The organism is Sphingobium xenophagum (assembly GCF_031457465.1).
Taxonomy (GTDB): domain Bacteria; phylum Pseudomonadota; class Alphaproteobacteria; order Sphingomonadales; family Sphingomonadaceae; genus Sphingobium; species Sphingobium xenophagum_A.
Map to the genome: position 1 here is coordinate 18941 of NZ_JAVDWV010000024.1, position 21202 is coordinate 40142.

11 protein-coding genes and 1 rRNA gene are annotated in these 21202 nt (G+C 63.1%); 7 read left to right on the top strand and 5 right to left on the bottom strand.

Features of this window, described 5'->3' with window-relative positions; genetic code table 11:
• Positions 1–11: 11 nt before the first annotated feature.
• Complete coding sequence (locus J2W40_RS18765; RefSeq protein ID WP_076605617.1) at positions 12–1043, bottom strand: LacI family DNA-binding transcriptional regulator; 1032 nt, start codon at positions 1041–1043, stop codon at positions 12–14.
• 164 nt (positions 1044–1207) lie between these two features.
• On the opposite strand from J2W40_RS18765, the gene J2W40_RS18770 reads away from it, so the two are divergent.
• Positions 1208–2449, top strand: a complete 1242-nt coding sequence (locus J2W40_RS18770; RefSeq protein WP_310227492.1) for an MFS transporter — start codon at positions 1208–1210, stop codon at positions 2447–2449.
• Positions 2446–4056 (top strand): glycoside hydrolase family 43 protein, encoded by a 1611-nt coding sequence (locus J2W40_RS18775; protein ID WP_310227493.1) that lies wholly within the window; start codon positions 2446–2448, stop codon positions 4054–4056. The genes J2W40_RS18770 and J2W40_RS18775 overlap by 4 nt, the downstream gene beginning before the upstream one ends.
• 51 nt (positions 4057–4107) lie before the next feature.
• Here the strand turns inward: J2W40_RS18775 and J2W40_RS18780 are convergent, their stop codons facing one another.
• Both J2W40_RS18780 and J2W40_RS18785 read right to left on the bottom strand, forming a co-directional pair.
• Positions 4108–7338, bottom strand: a complete 3231-nt coding sequence (locus J2W40_RS18780) for a glycoside hydrolase family 2 TIM barrel-domain containing protein (protein WP_310227494.1) — start codon at positions 7336–7338, stop codon at positions 4108–4110.
• A 162-nt stretch (positions 7339–7500) separates the two neighbouring features.
• Positions 7501–9594, bottom strand: coding sequence for a TonB-dependent siderophore receptor (locus tag J2W40_RS18785; protein WP_310227495.1), 2094 nt, complete (start codon positions 9592–9594; stop codon positions 7501–7503).
• Between the two features lie 124 nt (positions 9595–9718).
• Between J2W40_RS18785 and J2W40_RS18790 the strand changes: the two genes are divergently transcribed.
• Positions 9719–12130, top strand: a complete 2412-nt coding sequence (locus J2W40_RS18790; protein WP_310227496.1) for a PepSY domain-containing protein — start codon at positions 9719–9721, stop codon at positions 12128–12130.
• Here J2W40_RS18790 and J2W40_RS18795 read toward each other — a convergent pair.
• Complete coding sequence (locus J2W40_RS18795; protein WP_310227497.1) at positions 12124–13815, bottom strand: alkaline phosphatase D family protein; 1692 nt, start codon at positions 13813–13815, stop codon at positions 12124–12126. The genes J2W40_RS18790 and J2W40_RS18795 overlap by 7 nt on opposite strands.
• Positions 13812–16346 (bottom strand): TonB-dependent receptor, encoded by a 2535-nt coding sequence (locus J2W40_RS18800; protein WP_310227498.1) that lies wholly within the window; start codon positions 16344–16346, stop codon positions 13812–13814. Before J2W40_RS18800 ends, J2W40_RS18795 begins: the two co-directional genes overlap by 4 nt.
• A 225-nt stretch (positions 16347–16571) precedes the next feature.
• On the opposite strand from J2W40_RS18800, the gene J2W40_RS18805 reads away from it, so the two are divergent.
• The 4 genes from J2W40_RS18805 to J2W40_RS18820 all read left to right on the top strand — a co-directional run.
• Complete coding sequence (locus J2W40_RS18805) at positions 16572–18680, top strand: TonB-dependent siderophore receptor (protein ID WP_310227499.1); 2109 nt, start codon at positions 16572–16574, stop codon at positions 18678–18680.
• A 26-nt stretch (positions 18681–18706) separates the two neighbouring features.
• Positions 18707–19246, top strand: a complete 540-nt coding sequence (locus tag J2W40_RS18810; RefSeq protein ID WP_310227500.1) for a hypothetical protein — start codon at positions 18707–18709, stop codon at positions 19244–19246.
• Complete coding sequence (locus J2W40_RS18815; protein WP_310227501.1) at positions 19246–20616, top strand: PepSY-associated TM helix domain-containing protein; 1371 nt, start codon at positions 19246–19248, stop codon at positions 20614–20616. Before J2W40_RS18810 ends, J2W40_RS18815 begins: the two co-directional genes overlap by 1 nt.
• 502 nt (positions 20617–21118) lie before the next feature.
• Positions 21119–21202, top strand: a 16S ribosomal RNA gene (locus tag J2W40_RS18820); the annotation flags it as partial.

Genomic DNA, 21202 nt, shown 5'->3' on the forward strand with positions numbered 1-21202 from the left:
GCCGCCATCGTCTATCCCGCGATGGCGGCCGTCGATTGCCGCTCGATAAGCTGATGGCCCAGCAGGCATTTGGGATGGCGCACCTTGCGCGAGGTGCTGATTTCCTGGGTCAAAAGGCGCAACGCTTCGGCCGCCAGTTCGCGCACGGGCTGGCGGATCGTCGTGAGCGGCGGCCACAGCGTCACCGCGGCGGTGGTATCGTCAAAGCCGACCACGGTCAGGTCTTCGGGCACGGACAGGTGGCGGCGATGGGCGACGGAGACGACCGCAGCGGCCATGTCGTCATTGCTCGCGAAGATGGCGGTCGGCGGATGGTCGATATCCAGCAACTGCTCGCCCGCCAGCAAGCCGGACGTATAGGAGAAGTCCCCCTGGACCAATATTGTCTCGATACCCCCGGCCTCATGAACGGCGGCGTCGAAGCCCGCCAGCCGGTCTTCGCTGGCGGACTGACCGGGATTGCCGATGATGAAGCCGATGCGGCGATGACCAAGGCCGATCAGATGTTTGGTCATGTCATAGGCTGCGGCGCGATCGTCGATCCGCACGCAGATCGCATCGCGCGCATAACCCCCTACGACCGCCATCGGCAATTGCGCCAGGTGGATGGGGTCGCGCACCACGCGCGATTCCCCCAGCGGCGGCGCGATGATGATGCCGCCCACGCCCGATCCGATCAGCCGATGGATCGCTTCGGGCGGCGGTGGGCGACCATCTTGCCCGCCGAGCAGCGTCAATTGCGCGCCCATGACCGACGCTTCCTCGAACACGCCAATCAGGAAATCATGCATGAAAGCGGCGCTCGGATTGGAATAGATCACGCCGATCCGCACCTCGCGCGACGTCACCAGCGCACGGGCGGCAACATTGGGCGTATAGTTCAGCTCCGCGATGGCGGCGTTGACCGCCAGACGGGTTTCGGCGCGCACCTTGCCATTGCCGTTGATAACGCGCGACACGGTCATGGCGGACACGCCCGCACGCTTGGCGACATCGACCACGGTCGCGCTGCGCTGCTGAGGATGGGGAGGCTTCAAGATCATCCTTTCGAACCAATCGCACCATTTCTAGCGAGATGGCAGGCCCGTCAAGACAAAGACGATGACGTCCATCGGGGCGGATGCGCGCCCTCCCGCACATTAGCGCTTGCCGCGTCCGGCCGCCTTCGCCTACATCGCTATGATAACGTTAACGCAGAGTGTGTCCGTTGACCTATTTCAGGCATGTCCGCTGGACCATCATCGGTCTGTTCGCGATCGCGATGACCATCAATTATCTCACGCGCAGCGTCCTGGGGGTGGCCGCCCCCACGATCATGGGCGAACAGGGCATCACGTCCGAACAATATTCCTGGATCACCGGCGCATTCCAGATCGGTATCATGTTTCAGCCGGTCGCAGGCTATGTGCTCGACATTGCTGGCCTGCGCTACGGCTTCACCTTCTTCGTGCTGATCTGGTCGCTCATCACCATGGCGCATGGGCTGGTGCAGGGGTGGCTCGGCTTTCTCGCGCTCCGCGGCGCGCTCGGCCTGGTCGAAGGCGGCGCGCAGCCTGCGGGCATGAAGGTCGTATCCCAATGGTTCCCCGCCCGCGAGCGTGGAACGGCAGGGGGGCTATACCAGATCGGCGCATCGTTGGGTGCCGTCGCCGCGCCGCCGCTGGTGGCCTGGGCGGTTCTCACCCATAGCTGGCGCGCGGCCTTCTTCGTCGCGGGCGGCCTAGGCCTCGTCTGGCTCATCCTGTGGCTGTTATGGTATCAGACGCCCGCACGGCACCGGGCTATCACAGCGGAAGAGCGCACGAAGATCCTCGACGGGCAGGAAGCGGAGCTGCAGCAGAAGCGCAAGCGCCCGGACCTGCGCACGATGCTGCGCCGTCGCGATATGTGGGGCATCGCGCTCCCGCGCTTTCTCGCCGATCCGGTCTGGGGGATGCTCTCGCTGTGGATGCCGCTCTATCTGGTGCAGGTGCGCAATTTCGACATTCAGCAGATTGCGATCTTCGCCTGGCTGCCCTTCCTCGCCGCTGACCTTGGCTGCCTCGCAGGCCCCGCGCTGGTCGCCTGGCTTCAGCGCCGGGGCGTCCATCTGATCGACGCGCGGCGTGGCGCTTTTACCGTCGGCGCGGTGCTGATGTGTTCGATGATGTTCGTCGGCATCGTGCAAAGCCCCGTTGCGGCTATCGCCCTGCTCTGCGTTGCAGGCTTTGCCCATCAAACCCTGTCGGTCACCGTCATCACCATGTCGGCCGACCTGTTCCCGCAGGATGAGGTGGCGACGGCCACCGGCATCGCGGGCACGGCGGCCAATCTGGGTGTGCTGATCTTCACCCTGCTGCTCGGCAGTTGGGTCGACCAAGTCGGCTATGGCCCCTTCTTCATTCTCCTTGGGCTGCTGGACCTTGTCGGCGCCGCCATACTTTGGACCTTGGTGCGAAAACCGGTATGACCTCGATTACCAATCCTATCCTGCGGGGCTTCAATCCCGATCCCTCGATCGTGCGGGTCGGCGACGACTATTATGTCGCCACCTCGACCTTCGAATGGTATCCGGGCGTGCAGATTTATCATTCCCGTGATCTGGCCGATTGGCAGTTGGTTGCCCGGCCGCTGCGCCGCCCGGCGCAACTCGACATGCGCGGCAATCCCGATTCCTGCGGCGTGTGGGCACCGGATCTGAGCTATGCCGATGGCCGGTTCCACCTGACCTATACCGACGTCAAACGCTATGGCCGCACCACTCGATCCGACCGAACGGACGTATCGTTGCGGGACTTCCATAATTATTGGGTCTGGTGCGACCGGATCGACGGCGAATGGTCCGATCCCGTTCATGTGAACAGCAGCGGCTTCGATCCCGCGCTCTTTCATGACGATGATGGCTGTAGCTGGCTGATCAACATGCTGTGGGATCATCGCCCCGGCCACAAACGCTTCGCCGGGATCGTCATTCAGCAGATGTGCCTCAACACCGGCCGCCTTCTGGGCGAGCGGCATAACATCTTTGCTGGCAGCCCGCTGGGCTTCACCGAAGGGCCGCATCTCTACAAGCGCGACGGCTATTATCATATCCTGGTGGCCGAGGGCGGGACGGAGCGCAATCATGCCGTCGTGATGGCAAGGGCGCGGTCGCTCTTTGGCCCTTATGAACTGCATCCCGATGGGCCGGTGCTGACAGCGCGGGATCAGCCCGGCGGCCCGCTCGCCCGCGCTGGTCATGGCGATCTGGTGGAAACGGCGGAGGGCGATCCCTGGCTGGTTTATCTCTGCGGCCGCCCGCTGCCCGCGTCCGATCGCTGCATATTGGGCCGGGAAACCGCGATACAGCCGATGCGCTGGGGCGAGGATGGCTGGCTACGCACCATCGACGGGTCGGGCCGCCCTATGGCGTCGGTCGGGAGCGGTAGCGTCGCGCGCACCCTCACCGATGATCGCGCGAATTTCGACGATCCCAACCTGCCGCCAGACTTCCAATGGCTGCGCACGCCCTATCCCGACCATATCTTCTCGCTGACCGATCGGCCGGGCCATCTGCGCCTGTTCGGACGCGAATCCGTGGGTAGCCATTTCACCCAGGCGCTGGTGGCGCGACGCCAGTGCGAATGGCGCTTCAGCGCGGAAACGCAGGTCGAATTCTGTCCTGCCAACTTCCAGCAGTCGGCCGGCCTGATCCATTATTATAACAGCACGAAATTCCACTATCTGCACATCACCGCCGACGATACGGGGCAACCGGTGATCCAGATATTGTCGGTCGTGCCCGATGAGGCCCGTCCCAGCACCACCTCGCCCGCCATCCCGATCGCGCGCGGTCCCGTCTGCCTGCGGCTGGACGTAGATCATGAAACAATGCGCTTCTCTTACCGCATGGCCGATGAAGAGGCTTGGCACGAAGTTCCCGGCGATTGGGACGCGAGCATCTTGTCCGATGAAGCGACCTTGCCCTATTTGCCCAACTTCACCGGCACGTTCGTCGGCATGGCCTGTCAGGACATGGCGGGCACAGGGGCCGTCGCCGACTTCGACTATTTCCATTATGCCGAGCGAGACGGCTGACGCGAAACCGAATGGGGGCGCGCTACCGACAGGCAGCGCGCCCCTTTTGCGTTAGAAGCGGATCGGCATGTCCGTTGCGGTGGCGGGCAGCGCGCCTGTCGTTGCCACCCCCTCCGCATCGACCGATAGCGTAAAGCCATAGCGGTGCGGCGTCACCGGAATGCGATATGGCTCCAACGGTCGGCCAAGCGCGCTCCAGCTATCGGTGCCACCGACCCCGCTCTGCACCTTGTCGATCAGCAGCGTGACGTCGCCATGCGGCTTGATATCGCTGCTGCGCCATGTGCCGGGCGGACGCCGCGCCAGGTCGCCATAGGGAAAGGCCAGCACATTGGCGGACAGCGGCTCCATGCCCTTCACGGTCAGGGACGGCATGGTCGCGCCACCAATCTTCATCCAGCGCACGCCGACCTTATTACCGGTCTCCTGCGGCCGCATATAATCATGGTGCTGATCGGCGATCGCGCCGGTCCAGCGGCCCAGCGCTGCGCCGGTCTGGCGGTCGGCATAGCTTTCATGCGGCCCCTTGCCATACCATTCGACGCTCTTGAACGCAGAGGGCATGCTGTAGGCGAGGCCGATGCGCAGCGGATCGGGCAGATCCTTCTGCAACGGTGTGAACTGCGCTTCCACCCCAACCTGACCATCGCCGCGCAGGACATAGCGGTTCTCGAACCGCGCGACGCCATCGCCGACATTGAACCGGACACTAACGGCGACAGCGCTTTTGTCCGCTTGGTCCAGCGTCACCGCTTCGACGCTGCGTTTCTCCGACGCCGTCTTCCACATCGCATGGGTCCGCGCGACGCCGGTGCCGATATCATTGTCGATCAGCGCGCGATAGAAATGCGGCGCGCCGCCCGACAAGATGGCGCGGCCATCCTTGTGATAGGCGATCAGCCCGGTCGCGCGGTCGATCGTCAGGTCGGACCCCGCTGCCGCCAGGACGATACTGGCCTGGTCATCGGTGATGCTGACCGGCCCGCCGACATCCGGCGTTTGCACCATCACGGCACCCGGCACGACGAACTGATCCCAGGCAACCAGATGCCCCGCCGGAACCAGCGGCACCGCCCCGCCACGCGCGCGCGCGGTCAGCGTCACGACATATTCGCGGCCCGCCTTGCGGGTCTGCGGCAAGGCAGCGGTAATCGCAGCCTCCGATCGCGCGGCGACAGCAGGGGTGGGGATAGTCCCACGCGCCACCTCGATCCCGTCTTCCAGCAATATCCAGCCCAGATCGAAGTCGGCCAGGCTGCGGAAATCATGGCGATTGATCACCGTGAACCGCCCGTTGCCCAAGTCATCTGCGACGAATGCGATCGGCTGATAGACTTTATTCAGTTCAAACAGATGCGGATTGGGGGTCCGGTCGGGCTGGATCAACCCGTCGCCAAATTCGATGTCGCCACCCGGATTGGGACCATAGATCCCGCCGGTGCCCCAATATGGCTCACCCGTCTCGTCGCGCGCATGCATCGACTGGTCCACCCAGTCCCACACGAAGCCGCCCTGCAATTTGCGATGGGCGTAGATGGCCTCCCAATAGTCGGCCATATTACCCCCGCTATTACCCTGCATATGCGCATATTCGCACTGGATCAGCGGCTGGGTGAAGCGCGGGTCGCGGGCATAGGCGATCGTCTGATCGACGCTATAATACATCGGCGCGAAGATATCGGCATAGGCATTGGGCTTCGGTTCGCTCAGCGTGCCCCAGCCCAGATAGTTGATCAGCCGCGTGGGGTCGCGTCGCCGCGCCTCGGCCGCCGCCTTTTCGAACGCCGGGCCGATCCCCGCCTCATTGCCCAGCGACCAGAAGATGATCGACGGATGATTCTTGTCCCGCTCGATCATGTTGACCACGCGTGAGACGTGGGCCGCGTCCCAGGCCGGATCATAGCCGATCTGATAAAGTTTGCGTTCGGCTTCGCCCTTCCATCCCATCTCCATATAGGCATGGGATTCGATATTCGCCTCGTCCATGACATAGAGGCCATATTCATCGGCCAGATCATACCAGCGCGGGTCGTTGGGATAATGCGACGTGCGTACCGCGTTGACATTGTTGCGCTTCATCATCTCCATGTCGCGCCGCATCGACGCCATCGAAATAACGTGGAACGTGTCCGGGTCATGCTCGTGCCGGTTGACGCCGCGGATCATGATTGGGCGACCATTGACCATCAATTGTCCGTCGCGGATCGCGACATCGCGAAAGCCGATGCGCTGGGCGGTCGCCTGCACCACCGCGCCCTTGTCGTCCAGCAACTCCAGCAGCAGCGTGTAGAGGTTGGGCGTTTCGGCCGACCAGGCGCGCACCCTCGGCAGCCGGTCGGCAACGCGCACGGTCTGTTCGGCCGTGCCCGACGCAACCGCTATCGTCCGGCGCGAGAGCGTCTGCTCGCCATCCATCACCGTTGCGCGCACAGTCATCGGCCCGGTGCCGGGCAACACCTTCGCCACCACCTCCAGCGTCCCGTCGCGCCAGTCCTTCGTCAGTCCCGCCCGAACCGCGAAATCGCGAATGCGCGTCTTCGGTGCCGCCATCAGGAAGACTTCGCGCTCGATCCCCGACACGCGCCAGAAATCCTGATCCTCCAGATAGGAGCCATCCGACCAGCGATAGATGCGGATCGCGATGCTGTTCTTGCCCGGCCGCAGAAAGCGCGAGACGTTGAATTCGGACGGCAGCTTGCTGTCCTGACTATAGCCGACCTGCTGCCCGTTCACCCAGACATAATAGGCCGAGCCCGCAGCGCCGATATGCAATATCACATCCTCGCCCGACCAGTCCGGCGGCACGTCGATGTCGCGGCGATACGACCCCACCGGATTGCGATCATGCGGGATCAGCGGCCGGTTCGCGGGGAAGGGGTAGGTGATATTATTGTAGCGCGCCTGGTCATAGCCTTCCGCCTGCCAGTCGGCCGGCACGCGGATGTTCTTCCATCCCGACGCATCGAAATCATCGCGAAAGAAATCCGTCGGCGCATCATCGACATTGGGCGAAAAATGAAACTGCCACTGGCCGTTGAGCGAGAGGAAGCGACGCGATGCCGCGCGATCCCCCGCCAGCGCGCGGGCGCTGTCCTCGAACGGAAAGCCGGTGGCGCGTGGAGGCTCCTTGCCGCGTTCGAAGATCGCCGGATTTTCCCAGTCAGGTCGGCTATTGTCGATTTGCGGGGTGAGCGGGACGGCGGGCCGGTTCTGCGCGCCGACCGGAGAGACAAGTAGCAGGGGTGCCAGACCCGCCAACAAGCATGTCGTTCTTCTTGTCATCAGGTGTCCCCTCTATATCCATCTGGCGCGTGGTAACGCTCCCATAGCATTGGCGGAGCTACCCTGCCAACTGCTGATGCCTCTGGCAAGGCGGCGGGCCGACAGGGTGGAGCACGTAGCATCTCTGGCTCGCGCCTTTATGCTCTCCCTGTCTTGCGCCGCTTAAAAATCCATGCTGGCCGAAAAGCGGACTTGCCGTGCTAGGCCGACATAGAAGACCGCGCCGCCCGTCGACCAATAGCGTTTGTTGGTCAGATTGTCGCCATTGACCCGCAGCATGACGGCACGATCATTGCTGAGAGTGAGCCTGTAATTCGCGCCGAGGCTATAGGTCGTATAGGCTGGCATGACATAGGCATTGAGTGCGTCGGCGTAGCGCAGGCCGGTATAATAAAGGCCTGCATTGACCCCCAGGTCGGGCAGGATAGGCGGGTGATATTCGGCGAACAGGGAGGCGGCCCAACGCGGCGTATTGTCGATCCGCTTGCCTTCCTGCGTGGCGACGCCGGTTTCCTGCTGGGTCGCCTTGAGATATTGACCAGACAGCGCGACCGACAATTGCGGCGTCACATGGCCTTGAAGCGATGCCTCCACGCCTTCATGAATGGCCGTGCCGTTGACGACATAGATGTTGGCGTCGTTGATATAGCCAAGGCCCCGGTCGATATGGAAATAGGCGAGGCTGGCGAGTGCGCCGGCCACTTCGATGCGTCCCCCCGCCTCGATCTGCTTGCTGAGCACCGGGCGCAGAATATCACCCTCGTTCGTCGTTCCGGCAGGTGCCGTTCCTGCGCTTTCCAGTCCTTCAATATAGGTGAAGTAGAGGCTCGACCTGGGGGTCGGCTTGAACACGATGCCGCCTGTCGGCGTCCACGCCTTCATCCGATAATCGCCGGTGGAGTCCTTCGTATCATAAAGGACGCGCCGCACGCCACCGATCAGCAGGAGCTTTTCGCCGACATGGGCGATGTCGAGCATGTAGAATCCGGTGTCGATATTGACGCTGCGCGGCAGGACGCGGGTGGTGGTGAAGGTCAGGCTGTCAAAGGCGATGCGGCGGGGATCATAGAAATTCTGCGCGACGGGGGCGTAGCTGCGCTGATTCTGTTCTTCCTGTATCTGCCGGTTGCGGGCGAAGCCGAACAGAAGTTCATGTTCGATGCCGAAGGTTGGCAGTTTGCCTGCAATTTCAGTGCGGACATATTCGTTCCGATATTCCTGGTCCGCGGTATAATTGCCAGCGATCCGGCCCGCGCCGCTTTCCACTGTCGCTGCGCTGGTGAAGCTGAAGTCGGCCCGGCTGCGCTGGCGCCGCGATTGTGCAAGGCCCAGTTCCGCCCGGAGCGACCAGGCGTCGCCCAGCGCATAGTCGGCCCGGCCCAGCGCATTGGTGGACCAGGTGCGATAGGGGGCGTTGGACGGGGCATAGCGGCTATGCGGGTCGGGAATATCGTCGAGTAAGCGGAAGGCCGCCAGCGCAATGCCGCCCGGCTCGTCCGTTGCCCGGCGATAATGTTCGATGTCGAATTTGAGCGAGAGCCGGTCGCTTGCCTGCCAGTCGAAAGCGCCGCTGGCGAGGTAGCGATGGCCGTTCACGCCGTCGATCGGAGTTTCGATATGGGCGGAATAGCTGTTGATGCGGACACCGAAACGTTCATCGCTGCCAAATTTGCGGCCGATGTCGAATCCTGCGCCAACGCTGCCTTCCGCATCGCCATTGATATAGAGGCTGGTGACGGGCCGATCGCCCGCCCGTTTTGCGACGACGTTGACGATGCCGGACGGGGTCGCAAGGCCATAATAGAGCGCGGACACGCCCTTGAGCAATTCGACCCGCTGTTTGTTTTCGATCGGCACCGGGCTGAGGTTGATGATCTGAAGCGCGCCATTGAGCCGATAATTGGTCCGGGCGTTCATCAGCACGCCGCGCGAGACGAAATTATTGCTGGTGGTGGGGCTGGTCGCCTGTTGCGTGACGCCGGGCGCGTTGCGCAGCGCTTCTTCCAGGCCGATGGCACCCTGGGCATCGAGCAAGGCCCTGGGGATGACGGCGATGCTGGCGGGCGTGTCCAATATCGCCTGATTGCGGAACGCGCCAACCTGCACAACGTCCGTCTTGAAGGTCGGGCGTTGGCCGGTGACGACGATCTCCTCGTCCAGTCGGCGCTCGATCTGCCCCTGATCGGGCAGGGCGGTCGGAAGCGGGCCGTCCGCAGCGATGCCAGCCGCAGATGCGGCGATCAGCCAGATGCTCATATATATCCCCCTTTATGACAATGATGGCGGCCAATAGCGCTATTGCAAATTGATCGCAATTGTAATGCGTCTCATTCGCGTATATTCGCGTCAGTCCTGATGGAATCGCAGGCAAGGGGGTCGAGTGGCCAAGCGCGTAATCTTCCAGCTTCACTGGTTTCTGGGGATCACCGCGGGGCTGGTCCTGGCGTTGATGGGCGTGACCGGCGCGTCGATGAGCTTCGAGGACGAGATCAACGAGGCGCTGTCGCCGCGCCTTTATGCGCCGGGCGTCATCAATCGCGCTGACCTGTCCCCCGACCAGATCATCGCGCGGGTCGAAGCGGATAATCCGGGCTATTATGTCAGCCGCCTCGATTGGGAGGTGCCGCGTACCCGGTCGCATGGCGTTCGCCTGACGGCCAAGGACGGCCCCGGCCGCAAACAGGGGCGGATTGACCGCACGAATGCTGCCTGGCTGGGCGAGCCGGTGGCGGCCGACTTTTTCCATGTGATGGACGATTTGCACCGTTGGCTGGCGCTGCCGGGCGGTGGCAATGGCATTGGTCGGCAGATCACGGGCTTCAGCGCCATCGCGCTCATTTTCTTCGCATTGTCGGGCCTTTACCTGCGCTGGCCGCGCCGGGCACTGGACTGGCGCGCCTGGCTGGTGCTCGACTTGCGGATGACCGGGCGCAATCTCTGGCGTGCGCTCCATGTCGTGATCGGTACATGGATAGGCATTTTCTACCTGCTGAGCGCGCTGACGGGCCTGTGGTGGAGCTATGACTGGTATCGGCGGGGCGTCACCTATGCGCTGACCGGCAAGACGGGCGGCGGTGAGGGTGAAGGTCGAGGCAAAAGCATCGGGCCTCCGCCGCGTCCGGCGATCGACCCGGCCTGGAGGGTATTTCGGCGGGCGACAGGCGACGACTATGTCTGGGTTCGTATTGCGCGGCCAAAGCCGAGCCAGACAATGCGGAGCATCAGCTTCGATGCGCGCGCGGCCGATGCCCGACATTTGCGCCAGGTCGACCGTTTCAGCTATGATCCCGCAACCGCCGCGCTCAAAAAGCGCGACCTGTATGACCGAAGGCCGTTGGGCGTCATCCTGACCCAGAGCATGTTCGAACTGCATCGCGGTGCTTTTTTCGGGTTGCCGGGACGGATCGTGATGCTACTGACCAGCCTGACCATGCCGTTGTTCACGATCACCGGCTATCTTCTCTATCTGTCGCGGCGCAGGCGCAAACGGGATATGCGCGCGTTGGGAGGAGGGGTATGCCCCTCCGATGGCGAGGGCGACATCGTTATCGCCTATGCCAGCCAGACCGGCCATGCCGAAATGCGCGCCCGGAATGCCGCGCTTGCATTGGTGCAGGGTGGCTTGCAGGCGCAGGTCGTCCCGATCGGCAAGCTCAGGCCGGACATGCTGGCATCGACGCATCGCCTGTTGCTGGTCGTCAGCACCTATGGCGACGGCGAGCCACCGGACATGGCGCGTGGCTTTGCCCGCCATGTGCTGGCGCACGACCCCCCCGATCTTGGTCATCTCCACTATGGCCTGCTCGCTCTGGGTGATCGGGAATATCCGCATTTTTGCGGCTTTGGGCGGCAGGCGGACGGCTGGTTCGCCAGAGCAGGGGCGGTGCCTCTATTTCCGATGATCGCCATGGACGCCGATGATCTGGCGGCCGATGCTGCCTGGCAGACCGCCTTGCAGGATCTGGGTGCGGGCGAAGGGCGGCGTGGCCAGACCATCGTGCCCTTTACGCCCTGGACCCTGGTCGCGCGCACGCTGCTCAACCCCGGCAGCCCTGCCGCTGGGGCCTTTCAACTGCAATTCGAGCCTGCCGATCAAAGCGCGCTGACATGGGAGGCGGGGGACATTGTGGAGATAGTGCCCGGCGACCCGGCCGCAATGGCGGCCGCGACCATGCTGCGGTCGGCTGCGACCCGCGAATATTCGGCCGCTTCCATTCCTGCCGATGGCACGCTCGATCTGGTCGTGCGTCAGGTTCGCGATGAAGGCGGTCGCCTGGGGCTCGGCTCTGGCTGGTTGACCGCCCATTTGCCGGTCGGGTCAACGACGCTGCTGCGGCTGCGCGCCAATCCGGCATTTCATGTGGACAGGGCCGAGGCGGACACACGCCTGATTTTGATCGGCAATGGTACCGGCATAGCGGGACTGCGCGCCCATTTGCGGGCCCAGGCGCAGGCCGGGTCGTCCGGCCATTGGCTGTTCTTTGGCGAACGATCGCGCGCGCATGAATGTTTCTTCGATGGAGAACTGTCCGCTTGGCTGGCCGATGGCCTATTGGCGAGGGCGGATCGCTGCTATTCTCGCGATGCCGATTGTGGCCGCTATGTGCAGCAGATGGTGCAGGCGGAGGCGCGCGCCGTAACCCAATGGGTCGATCAGGGCGCGACCATCCTGGTCTGCGGCAGCCTGCACGGCATGGCGCAGGGCGTACATGCCGCCCTCGCTACGATGCTTGGCGAAGCCGTGCTGGACCGGCTGGCCGAAGAGGGCCGGTACAGGCGCGACATTTACTGACCGGACGTGGTTGAAGGGTCTTTGCTCGCCAATTGCAGCTTCGCTTCCCGTGCGTCGGCCGCAAGGTCAAAGGCTGCGATCTGCCGCTCGCTATAGTCGCGCGCATAGATGGTCGACATGGCGATATAGGCGGCATGGGCCTTTTGCGGGGTCAGCGTGAGCAGGATATAGCCCTTGGCGCGCTGATCGCAGAACAGCACCTCGTCATTCGCCTTGGCCAGCAGGTCACCGATCGGCAAGGCGGGCATCGCATCGCCGATCGACGGGCTGGTGATGCCCGTTGTGCCAAACTCAACGGCCACGGGGCGGCCGGCGTCGTCCGCCAGATCATTGGCCCAGAAGGCATGGCTGTCGCCCGACAGCACAAGGGGGCGGGAGCCCGATTGCCGGAAGCTGGCATAAAGCCGCTCGCGCGCGGCGGGATAGCCATCCCACGCATCCAGGTTGAAGGGCAGCCCGGCGCGATAGCCCGCCTGCGCCGCTTCGACGCGGGGACGCAGCGATGGATCTAGCGAGGCCAGCATGGCCTTCGCCTTGTCCGCACCGAATAATTTGGCCATGTCCGGCCCGGCGACCCGCGCCATCACCACCTGATTGCCCAAAATCTGCCATGGCTTGCCCGCCGCGACCGAGGCGGTCAGTCCCTGTTCGAGCCAGGCCCGCTGTGGTTCGCCCAGCAGTTCGCGATCCGCGCGGTTGCGCGTTGCCAGCACCGCGGCAATCTCGTCTGCACCGGGGGTCTCGCCCTTGAAGGCGGCCCCTTCGCTGCGGGCGAGCAGCCGCGTTTCGACCATCATCAGCGTTGCCAGATCGCCGAAATCGAAGCTGCGGTTGATCGCTTCCCAAGGATTGCCATCCTGTGCGTCGCGGATCGGCATCCATTCGAAATAGGCCTGCATCGCGGCCGCCTTGCGCGCCTGCCAGTCGCCTTCGGTTGCGGGCTGATGATTTTCCGCGCCGCCGATCCAGCTATCATTGGCGGTTTCATGATCGTCCCAGACGCAGATGAAGGCAGCGCGGGCATGCCCGGCCTGCATGTCGGGATCGCGCTTATATTGAGCATGGCGGATGCGGTAATCGGCCAGAGTTAGGGTCTCATGCGCTGGTTCCGGGATACGGCCGAGTTTGCTGCCGATCTCCGTGCCATAGCCGTCGGCACCATATTCATAGATATAGTCGCCAAGATGGATGACCGCATCGACCCGGTCGCGCTGGGCGATCGACCGATAGGCGTTGAAATAGCCACCGGCATGGAGCTGGCAGGACACGACGGCGAAGACCGCGTCTGCGGTCTTGCCCTCCGGCAGGGTGCGGAAGCGACCGTTGGGCGAGCGCGTGCCATCGGCGGCTTCGAACCAATAGACATAATCCTGTCCGGGCTTGAGCCGCTTTGGTTCTACCTTGACGGTGAAATCGCGCGCGGGGCGGGCCTGCGCCTCGCCGCTCTCGATCGGTTTGGCGTCTGCACTTTGCGCGACATGCCAGCGGACCGCGATTGGCGCGGCATGGGCGGCGTCAACGGGCGTCACGCGAGTCCACAGGATGGCCCCCTGGGCAGTAGGATCACCGCTCGCCACGCCATGGTCGAAGCGCACCGCCGCTGCTTGCGCAGCGGTCGCGCCGGTCGAGGAGAAGGCAGCGCCAGCGCCGATCAGGCCCAGCGCGGAGCGGCGGTCGATCTTCATTTCGCACCGCCGAAGCGGAAGCTGGCCGACACGCCATAGAAGCGCGGCTCGCCCGCGATGAAGGTCGGCATACCAAGCCCGTCGCCGGTATTGCCTGCATCCTTGATATAGGCCTTGTCGAACGCATTTTCGACGAAGGCCTCGACGCGCCAGCCGCCATTGGGCGCTTCATAGCCGAGGCGGGCATTGACCAGCACATAGCCCTTCTGCTTTTCGTCCTGCATATTGTCCGCGACCAGCGCGGCGGGCGGCTGTTGCAGGTCGGCGCGGTCATTGTCATCGTCGAAGAAGACGGCTGACTGATAGGTGATGCTGGGCGAGAAGGCGATGCGGCCCGGACCCGCTGGCAGGCTCAGGATCGCGCCCAGTGCCGAGCTATGGTCGGGCGACAGACGGAAGCGGTTGCCCTCGCGTATGCCTGCCTTGAAGCGGCTATGGTTATAGCCATAGCTGGCATAAAGGCTGAGGACATCGCTTGGCACCCAGCGCGCCTGGCCTTCAAAGCCGTAGCTTTCGGCCTTGCCCGCATTGGTCGTGATGATCTGCGTACCCTGCTGCACGCTGGTCTGGAAATTATCATATTGGTAGAAGAAGGCCGACCCGTCGAGGAACAGGGTGCGGTCCATCAGGGCGGTCTTGATGCCGACCTCATAGCTGTCGACCGTTTCGGATGGCAGCACGGCGAAGCTGGACGCGCCGAAGGGCGCACCGGGGCCGGCCGGGGCCAGGATTTCGGGGCGGCGACCGCGTGCATAAGTGGCGTACAGGCTGGCGTCGTCGCTTGGCATATAGCGCGCGGTCAGACGCCAGGAGAAGCCACCGCTCTTATGGCTCGCGCTGTCGATGCCGCCATTGCCCGCAGTCGGCTGATTGGCGAGGCCGAACAGGGGCACGGGATAGGCGGCCGACGGCGGGATCGAGGCTGCACCGGGGACGGAGAGCGCATTGAGCAGCGCTGTGCGGACGGCGGCGGGCTGGCTGAGCGCGCCGATCACGCCGCCCAGGATCGACCGGCCGTTGAGAACGGATGCGCTATAGCTGCTGCGCTTGTCGTCATGGCTGTAGCGCAGGCCGCCACCCAGTTCGAACTGGTCGGTCACGCGCAGGGTAATGTCGCCGAACAGATCGACAGCCTTCGTGCTGGAACTGTTGGTCGCGGTTTCCATATGGTTGGATTTAAGGTTCGCGGCGATCGCCTGTGCCTGGGCGGCGGACAGCGCGATGCCGTTGGCGGCCGCGACGCCCTGCAACAGCGCGCCGGTGAAGGCGGGGCTGGCGAACAGGGCAGCAGGCGCAGGATCGGTCGCGGGACGGCCAGGGATCGCGCCGCCGCCGTTCAGCGCACCGGCCAGACGGGCGAGCAGCACGCGCTCGTCAAGCTGGGCGGGGGTGCGCTGATAGCCGTCTTCGTGGAAATAGCTCGCGCCCATAAAGGCGGTCAGCGGGCCGCTTTCATAGGTCAGGCGAAATTCCTGGCTGGTCTGTTCGCCATGCGCCCGCTCGGCCGCGGTCAGCATCGGCAGCGAGATGCCGTCGGCGTCGAAGACTTCCAGCGTGTCGAATTTGCGGAAGGCGGTGATGGAGGTGAGCGTGAACTGGTCACTGAGCTTAAGGTTGGCGATGCCGGTAACGCCCCAAACCTGACGATCGAGGCCCAGCGCCTTGCCCCCTTCGAAACCGGCACCGGGGGCCAGCGCTGCGCCGCTATTGCGGCCCCTGTCGCCGATGACGGCCCCGGTCGTCGGGTCGGTCGGGTTGAAGGCGATCGACTTGAACGCCGTGCCCTCCGGCGTATCCTTCTGATAATTGCCGATGAGATCGAAGCTGAGCGCCCCCGCTTCCCCATGGAAGCTGCCACGCAGCGCATAAGTGTCGGCCGAGTTGAAATCCTCGCCGCCCAGCAGATTGTCGATGAAGCCGTCGCGCTTGCGGACGCGCCCGGCCAGGCGGATCGCCATGTCATCGTTCAGCGGCGCATTGACCATGCCTTCGGCCAACCAGGCATTATAATTGCCATAGGATGCCTTGCCCGCCACTTCATAAGTGCCAAGCTGCGCCTTGTTCTGCACGATATTGACCGCGCCAATCAGCGCGCCGCGACCATAGAGAGTGGATTGCGGCCCCTTGGCGATTTCGACCCGGCTGATGTCGAACAGTTCGACATAGGAGCCGCGCGACTTGGAGATGGAGACGCCATCCTGAAATACCGACACGCGCGGTTCGTTGAACGCGCTGCCGCTGTCGGAGGTAATGCCACGCATCACGAAGCCGGGATTGTTGGGCGACTGATTCTGCACGACGAAGCCGGGCACGTAGCGCGACAACTCCTCAAATTCTTCAATGCCGAAGCGGCTGAGCTGTTCGCTGCTTACCGAGGTCAGCGCGAACGGCACTTCGATCGGGTTCTGCTCGCGCAACTGGGCGGTCACGACGATCATATCGTCGCGATCAGCAGGTGCCTGCGCATAGGCGACAGAGCAGGACAGTGCGGCAAGGCTGGACGCGGCAAGTGCGAGAATACGGATTGTCATGACAGGAGACCCCTTTGAACCGGGGCGCTAAGCGCATTTCGTGAAAGAGCCGTGACAAGGGTGTCAACAAGCGACGGGTGGCGCGGGCGTGTGACGTGATTGCCACAGTTGCGACGCATAGCATCCACCCGTTTTCAAGATAGCGGCTTGCGAATGATAGTAGTTCGCATTAGTAGCAACCCGACAGGGTGACGTTACGCCCGCTATTTGCATAAAAGGGATTTTATGAAGGCCGCAAAGCTCGCGCTGTGCCTCTGCACCGCCATGACCGTCACACCATCCTTCGCGCAGGCACCCGATGCGGCGGAGAGCGCAGACCAGTCCAGCATCGTCGTCACTGCGGTCGCTGGCCAGTCGAGCGGCGCGGGCACGAAAACCGACGTGCCGCTCATCGAAACGCCGCAGCCGATCAGCATCATCAATGCCGAAACCTACCAGGCGCAGGGCGCGATCTCGATCGCCGACACGCTGCGCTATGTATCGGGCGTGGTCGCCAACCCCTATGGCGCGGACGGCCGCGAGGACGGAGCCTTCATTCGCGGCATTTCCCCGCTCCAGTTCCGCGATGGTATGCGCGACCTGTTCAGCTATTTCGCCAATATCCGTTCCGACCCCTATAATTTCTCGCAAGTCGAAGTCGTGCGCGGCCCGGCCTCCGTGCTGTTCGGGTCAGGCTCGATCGGCGGCCTCATCAACACCGTGTCGAAGCGGCCCGATTATGAAACGCATGGCGAAATGTCGGTCCGTTACGGTTCGTTCGATCGCAAGGAAATATTGGGCGACGTCACGGGATCGCTGACCGACGGCATCGCCGCGCGGCTCGTCGCGCGGGTCCGCGATGCCGATACGCAGGTCGATCATGTCTCCGACGACCGCGTGATGCTCGCCCCTTCGCTGCGCTTCAAACTGGGCGAACAGACCGAACTGACGCTGCTGGGCCTGTATCAGGAAGATGACGGCGGATCGATTTCTCAGTTTCTGCCGGTCGTGGGCACGCTATACCCCAATCCCAACGGCCAACTGCCCAACAATACGTTCATCGGCAAGCCCGGCTGGGATCGTTATGACGGCCGCACCCTGCAGGGCACGGCTCTGCTGGAACATCGCTTCAACGACAATGTCCGTCTGAACCTCAAGGCGCGGGTGATCGACTCCGATCTCACCTATTTCACCCATTATCCCAACAGCTACAGCAACCCCGCCAACCCCTATCTCGACGCCGGGCAACGGCAGATCGGTCTCTATGCCGATGGCAGCTATGCCAGCACCGATGTCTTTTCGACCGACAATAATGTGCGGATCGACTTCAACACCGGCGATGCGATCGAACATATCCTCTTGGCGGGCGTCGATTATAGCTGGAACCGCGTACGCAGATTGGGCGGGGTAGCATTCGAAACGATCGACATCTACAATATCGATTATGCGTCCCTGTCCAACTATGGCGGCGGTATTCCGCAACCTGGCGATGCGGGCTATATCTATGGCACCAACAGCAATGTGACACAGGCGCAACTCGGTTTCTACGTGCAGGACCAGATCCGCTTGTGGGACCGTGTCTCGATCGTGCTGGGCGGACGGCGCGACCATGTAGAAACCAAGAGCCTCGACCCAGCTACCAATAGCCGCACGAAGGCAACGGCGAACGCCACCTCCTTCCGCGCGGGCATCATTGCCGAAGTCGTGACCGGCGTCTCACCCTTCTTCAGCTACACAGAATCCTTCAATCCCATTTCCGGCAGCGCCGATGATGGCACCCCCTGGAAGCCCGAACGCGGTCGCCAATATGAGGTGGGTATCAAGCTGCATCCCGACGACCGTACCCTGCTGACTGCGACCGCCTATCATATCCGGCAGAGCAACCGCGTCATCAACCTGACGCCGACCCTGACGGTGCAGGCGGGCAAGGCGACATCGAAGGGGTTCGAGTTCGAAGGCCGCCGCACGCTGCCCGGCGATTATGAAATCATCGCCAATTTCAGCTACAACAAAGCTTATCTGAACGAAAATGAGGATCAGCGGCAACTGGACAATGTGCCCAAATATGGCGCGTCCGCCTGGGCCACCAAGACGATCCGCATGGATGACGACAAGTCGCTGCGGCTCGGCACCGGCGTCCGCTATGTCGGCGAAAACTGGTCCGGCGGTGTCGTGCGCACCCCGTCCTATACACTGGTCGATGCCCTCGCGGAAGTGAACTGGCGGCAATGGCGCATGTCGATCAATGCGACCAACCTGTTCAACAAGAAACATTATGCCGCCTGCCTGGCGCGCGGCGACTGCTTCATCGGGGCGGATCGCAATGTGTTCGGCACGCTGACTTACGCCTTCTGATGGCCTGGGTCTGGGCAGGATCGGCGATGACGGTGGTCGCAGTGCTGCTGCTGCGTCACGCCTGGGGGTTGCGGGCGCGTTCCGTTCCGCTTTTGGTGGGGGCGTGGGCACTGCTGGTCCTCGGCCTGATCGCGGCCGGGGCGGGGCATGGCGCGTGGGGCGTGTCGGTGGCTTGCGTGTCGATGATGCTCTGCGCCTTCGCCTGCCTTGCCGTTGCAGGCTGGACCGCGCCGCGTGACAAGGCCCGCCCGCCCCAGCGGCGCGCGCATATCCTGCCTGACGCGGGCGAGCCATCCTATATTGGCCGCCGCCTGCTGACCTTCCTGATCACGGTGCCGCTCGCCCTCGTCGCATCGCTCGCCCTAGCGCTGGCCATGCGCGTCTGGGTATCCGGCAGCGGGGGAGGGGAGGCCAATGCCAATGTCGTCACCCTCTTCCTGACGCCTCTGCTATGGTCGATCCTGGTCGTCCTGTTGATGCTGGCACGGCGGCGGCGCACGCAATGGCTGATGCTGGGGGTGCCGCTTCTGGTTGGCGGCCTGTCCATCCTGTGGGGAACGATGTAATGAGCAATGGCGAAGGCGTGCGCGCCAAAGGCTTCGACAAGGCGACCGTTCGCGATGCACTGTCGGCCCATGCCGCCATCGGCCTGTTGGCGGGTGCCTTCCTCTATCTTATCTGCCTGACCGGCACGATCGTCGTCTTCTTCGCTGAATGGCAGCGGATCGAACAGCCCGCCGTCCCCGAAATGCGCGCTATCGCGCCCCAGTCTGTGCAACGCGCAGTGGAAACCGTGCTGGCGAGCGAGCAGGGCAAGCCGCTCACCACCCATCTCTATGTCCATCTGCCGACGCAAGACCTGCCGCGCACCACCATCACCACAGATCATCAGGCGGTGCATGTCGCATCCGATGGCGCCATTGCCATGCCGGAGGAAAATGCCTGGTCCGAATATCTTCTATCGCTCCATTATACCCTGCATCTGCCCTCGACGTTGGGCATGATCCTTGTCGGCTTGCTCGGCGTCATGATCGTGGCGCTGGCGATTTCCGGCGTGATCGCCCATCCGCGCATCTTCCGCGACGCCTTCCGCCTGCGCGCCCGCGATCGCGGCGGGGTGGGGCTGGCCGACTGGCACAATCGGCTCGGCGTCTGGACGCTGCCCTTCACCGTCATGATCGCGCTCACCGGCGCGATGATCGGCCTCGCGGTCGTCACCGGCTATGGCCTGGCGGGCAGTTTCTACAAGGGCGATCTGGAGGCTGTCTATGCCCCCATCTTCGGCGGCGAAGGTGCAGCGGACAAGGCATCCGCGCCCGTCCCAGACATGGCAGCCCCCATGCGCTATATGCAGGCGCATCATCCCGATGTGCATCCAAGCTACCTGATCCTGCATGATCCGCTGACCGTCGGGCAGCATGTCCAGGTCGTCGGCCTTCATCCCAACCGGCTCATCTTCGGCGAATATTATATGTTCGACGCGAAGGGTGGCTATCATGGCACGGCGGGCCTGTCCGACGGTGCGCTGGGGCAACAGGCGGCGGCGTCGGCCTATAATCTCCACTTCGGCAATTATGGCGGCCTGCCGGTCAAGATCGCCTATGCCCTCTTCGGTCTCGCGCTATGCGCCATGACCGCGACCGGCACCTCGATCTGGCTCGGCAAGCGGCGGCGGCGCGGCCTCGACCATCCGCGCCTGACCCGCGCCTGGGACGCCATCGTCTGGGGCAGCCCGGCTGTGCTGATGCTGACCTTCATCCTGCGGCAATGGGCCGGTAATGACGCGCCGCTGGTGGCAAGCTTCTGGGGCCTGCTTGCTCTGATTCTGGCGGCCAGCCTGTTCGTCACCGATGGCCGCCGCTTTCGACGGGCGCTCCAGATTCTGCTGGGCCTTGGCGCGATTGTTGGCGTTGCAGGATTCCTGCTGGCGCTGTGATTGCTGCGCCTCGCGAGAGCGTAGTTGTTGAAGTCTGACGCATTTTTGCGACATGCCGATGACCGCTTTTGCGAAAAATTGCCGAAGCGTTGGATTTTTTCTGTTGACCGACTCATCTGCCCCCCTTAGAGGCGAGTTCACCGGACGGGGCGCTGCTGTATGGAAGCGCTCTGGAAGGTTGCCACTATGGCGGGACGCTGGTTCACCTGGACCGTAAGGATCAGGTGGGGTTTGTTGTCCGGTTTTTAGTTTGGTTTAGGTTCTTTGACATTGTTGGTTTAGATGAAGGGACATGTGGGCGGCGGCTCCGGTCTGCCACGGCTTTCAGGCGTGGTGTGGTCGGTTAAATTTAGGCCGTTCCTTATTGGAGCCTATCGAGCTTGCTCGGAGGGTTGTCTATATGTCTCAATATATATCCACTAGTTTATATATTGTGCAGGAATGGCTCCTGAAAATGAGCGGTTATATTTGGCCTTATTCCGGCTGGATGTAATCGGACATCAAACTTGAGAGTTTGATCCTGGCTCAGAACGAACGCTGGCGGCATGCCTAATACATGCAAGTCGAACGAGACCTTCGGGTCTAG

What these genes read in the sequence shown, in the direction of transcription:
- J2W40_RS18765 (WP_076605617.1), bottom strand. Translation starts at nt 1,043, where the DNA reads ATGATCTTGAAGCCTCCCCATCCTCAGCAGCGCAGCGCGACCGTGGTC.
- J2W40_RS18775 (WP_310227493.1), top strand. Translation starts at nt 2,446, where the DNA reads ATGACCTCGATTACCAATCCTATCCTGCGGGGCTTCAATCCCGATCCC.
- J2W40_RS18780 (WP_310227494.1), bottom strand. Translation starts at nt 7,338, where the DNA reads ATGACAAGAAGAACGACATGCTTGTTGGCGGGTCTGGCACCCCTGCTA.
- J2W40_RS18785 (WP_310227495.1), bottom strand. Translation starts at nt 9,594, where the DNA reads ATGAGCATCTGGCTGATCGCCGCATCTGCGGCTGGCATCGCTGCGGAC.
- J2W40_RS18795 (WP_310227497.1), bottom strand. Translation starts at nt 13,815, where the DNA reads ATGAAGATCGACCGCCGCTCCGCGCTGGGCCTGATCGGCGCTGGCGCT.
- J2W40_RS18800 (WP_310227498.1), bottom strand. Translation starts at nt 16,346, where the DNA reads ATGACAATCCGTATTCTCGCACTTGCCGCGTCCAGCCTTGCCGCACTG.
- J2W40_RS18805 (WP_310227499.1), top strand. Translation starts at nt 16,572, where the DNA reads ATGAAGGCCGCAAAGCTCGCGCTGTGCCTCTGCACCGCCATGACCGTC.
- J2W40_RS18810 (WP_310227500.1), top strand. Translation starts at nt 18,707, where the DNA reads ATGACGGTGGTCGCAGTGCTGCTGCTGCGTCACGCCTGGGGGTTGCGG.
- J2W40_RS18815 (WP_310227501.1), top strand. Translation starts at nt 19,246, where the DNA reads ATGAGCAATGGCGAAGGCGTGCGCGCCAAAGGCTTCGACAAGGCGACC.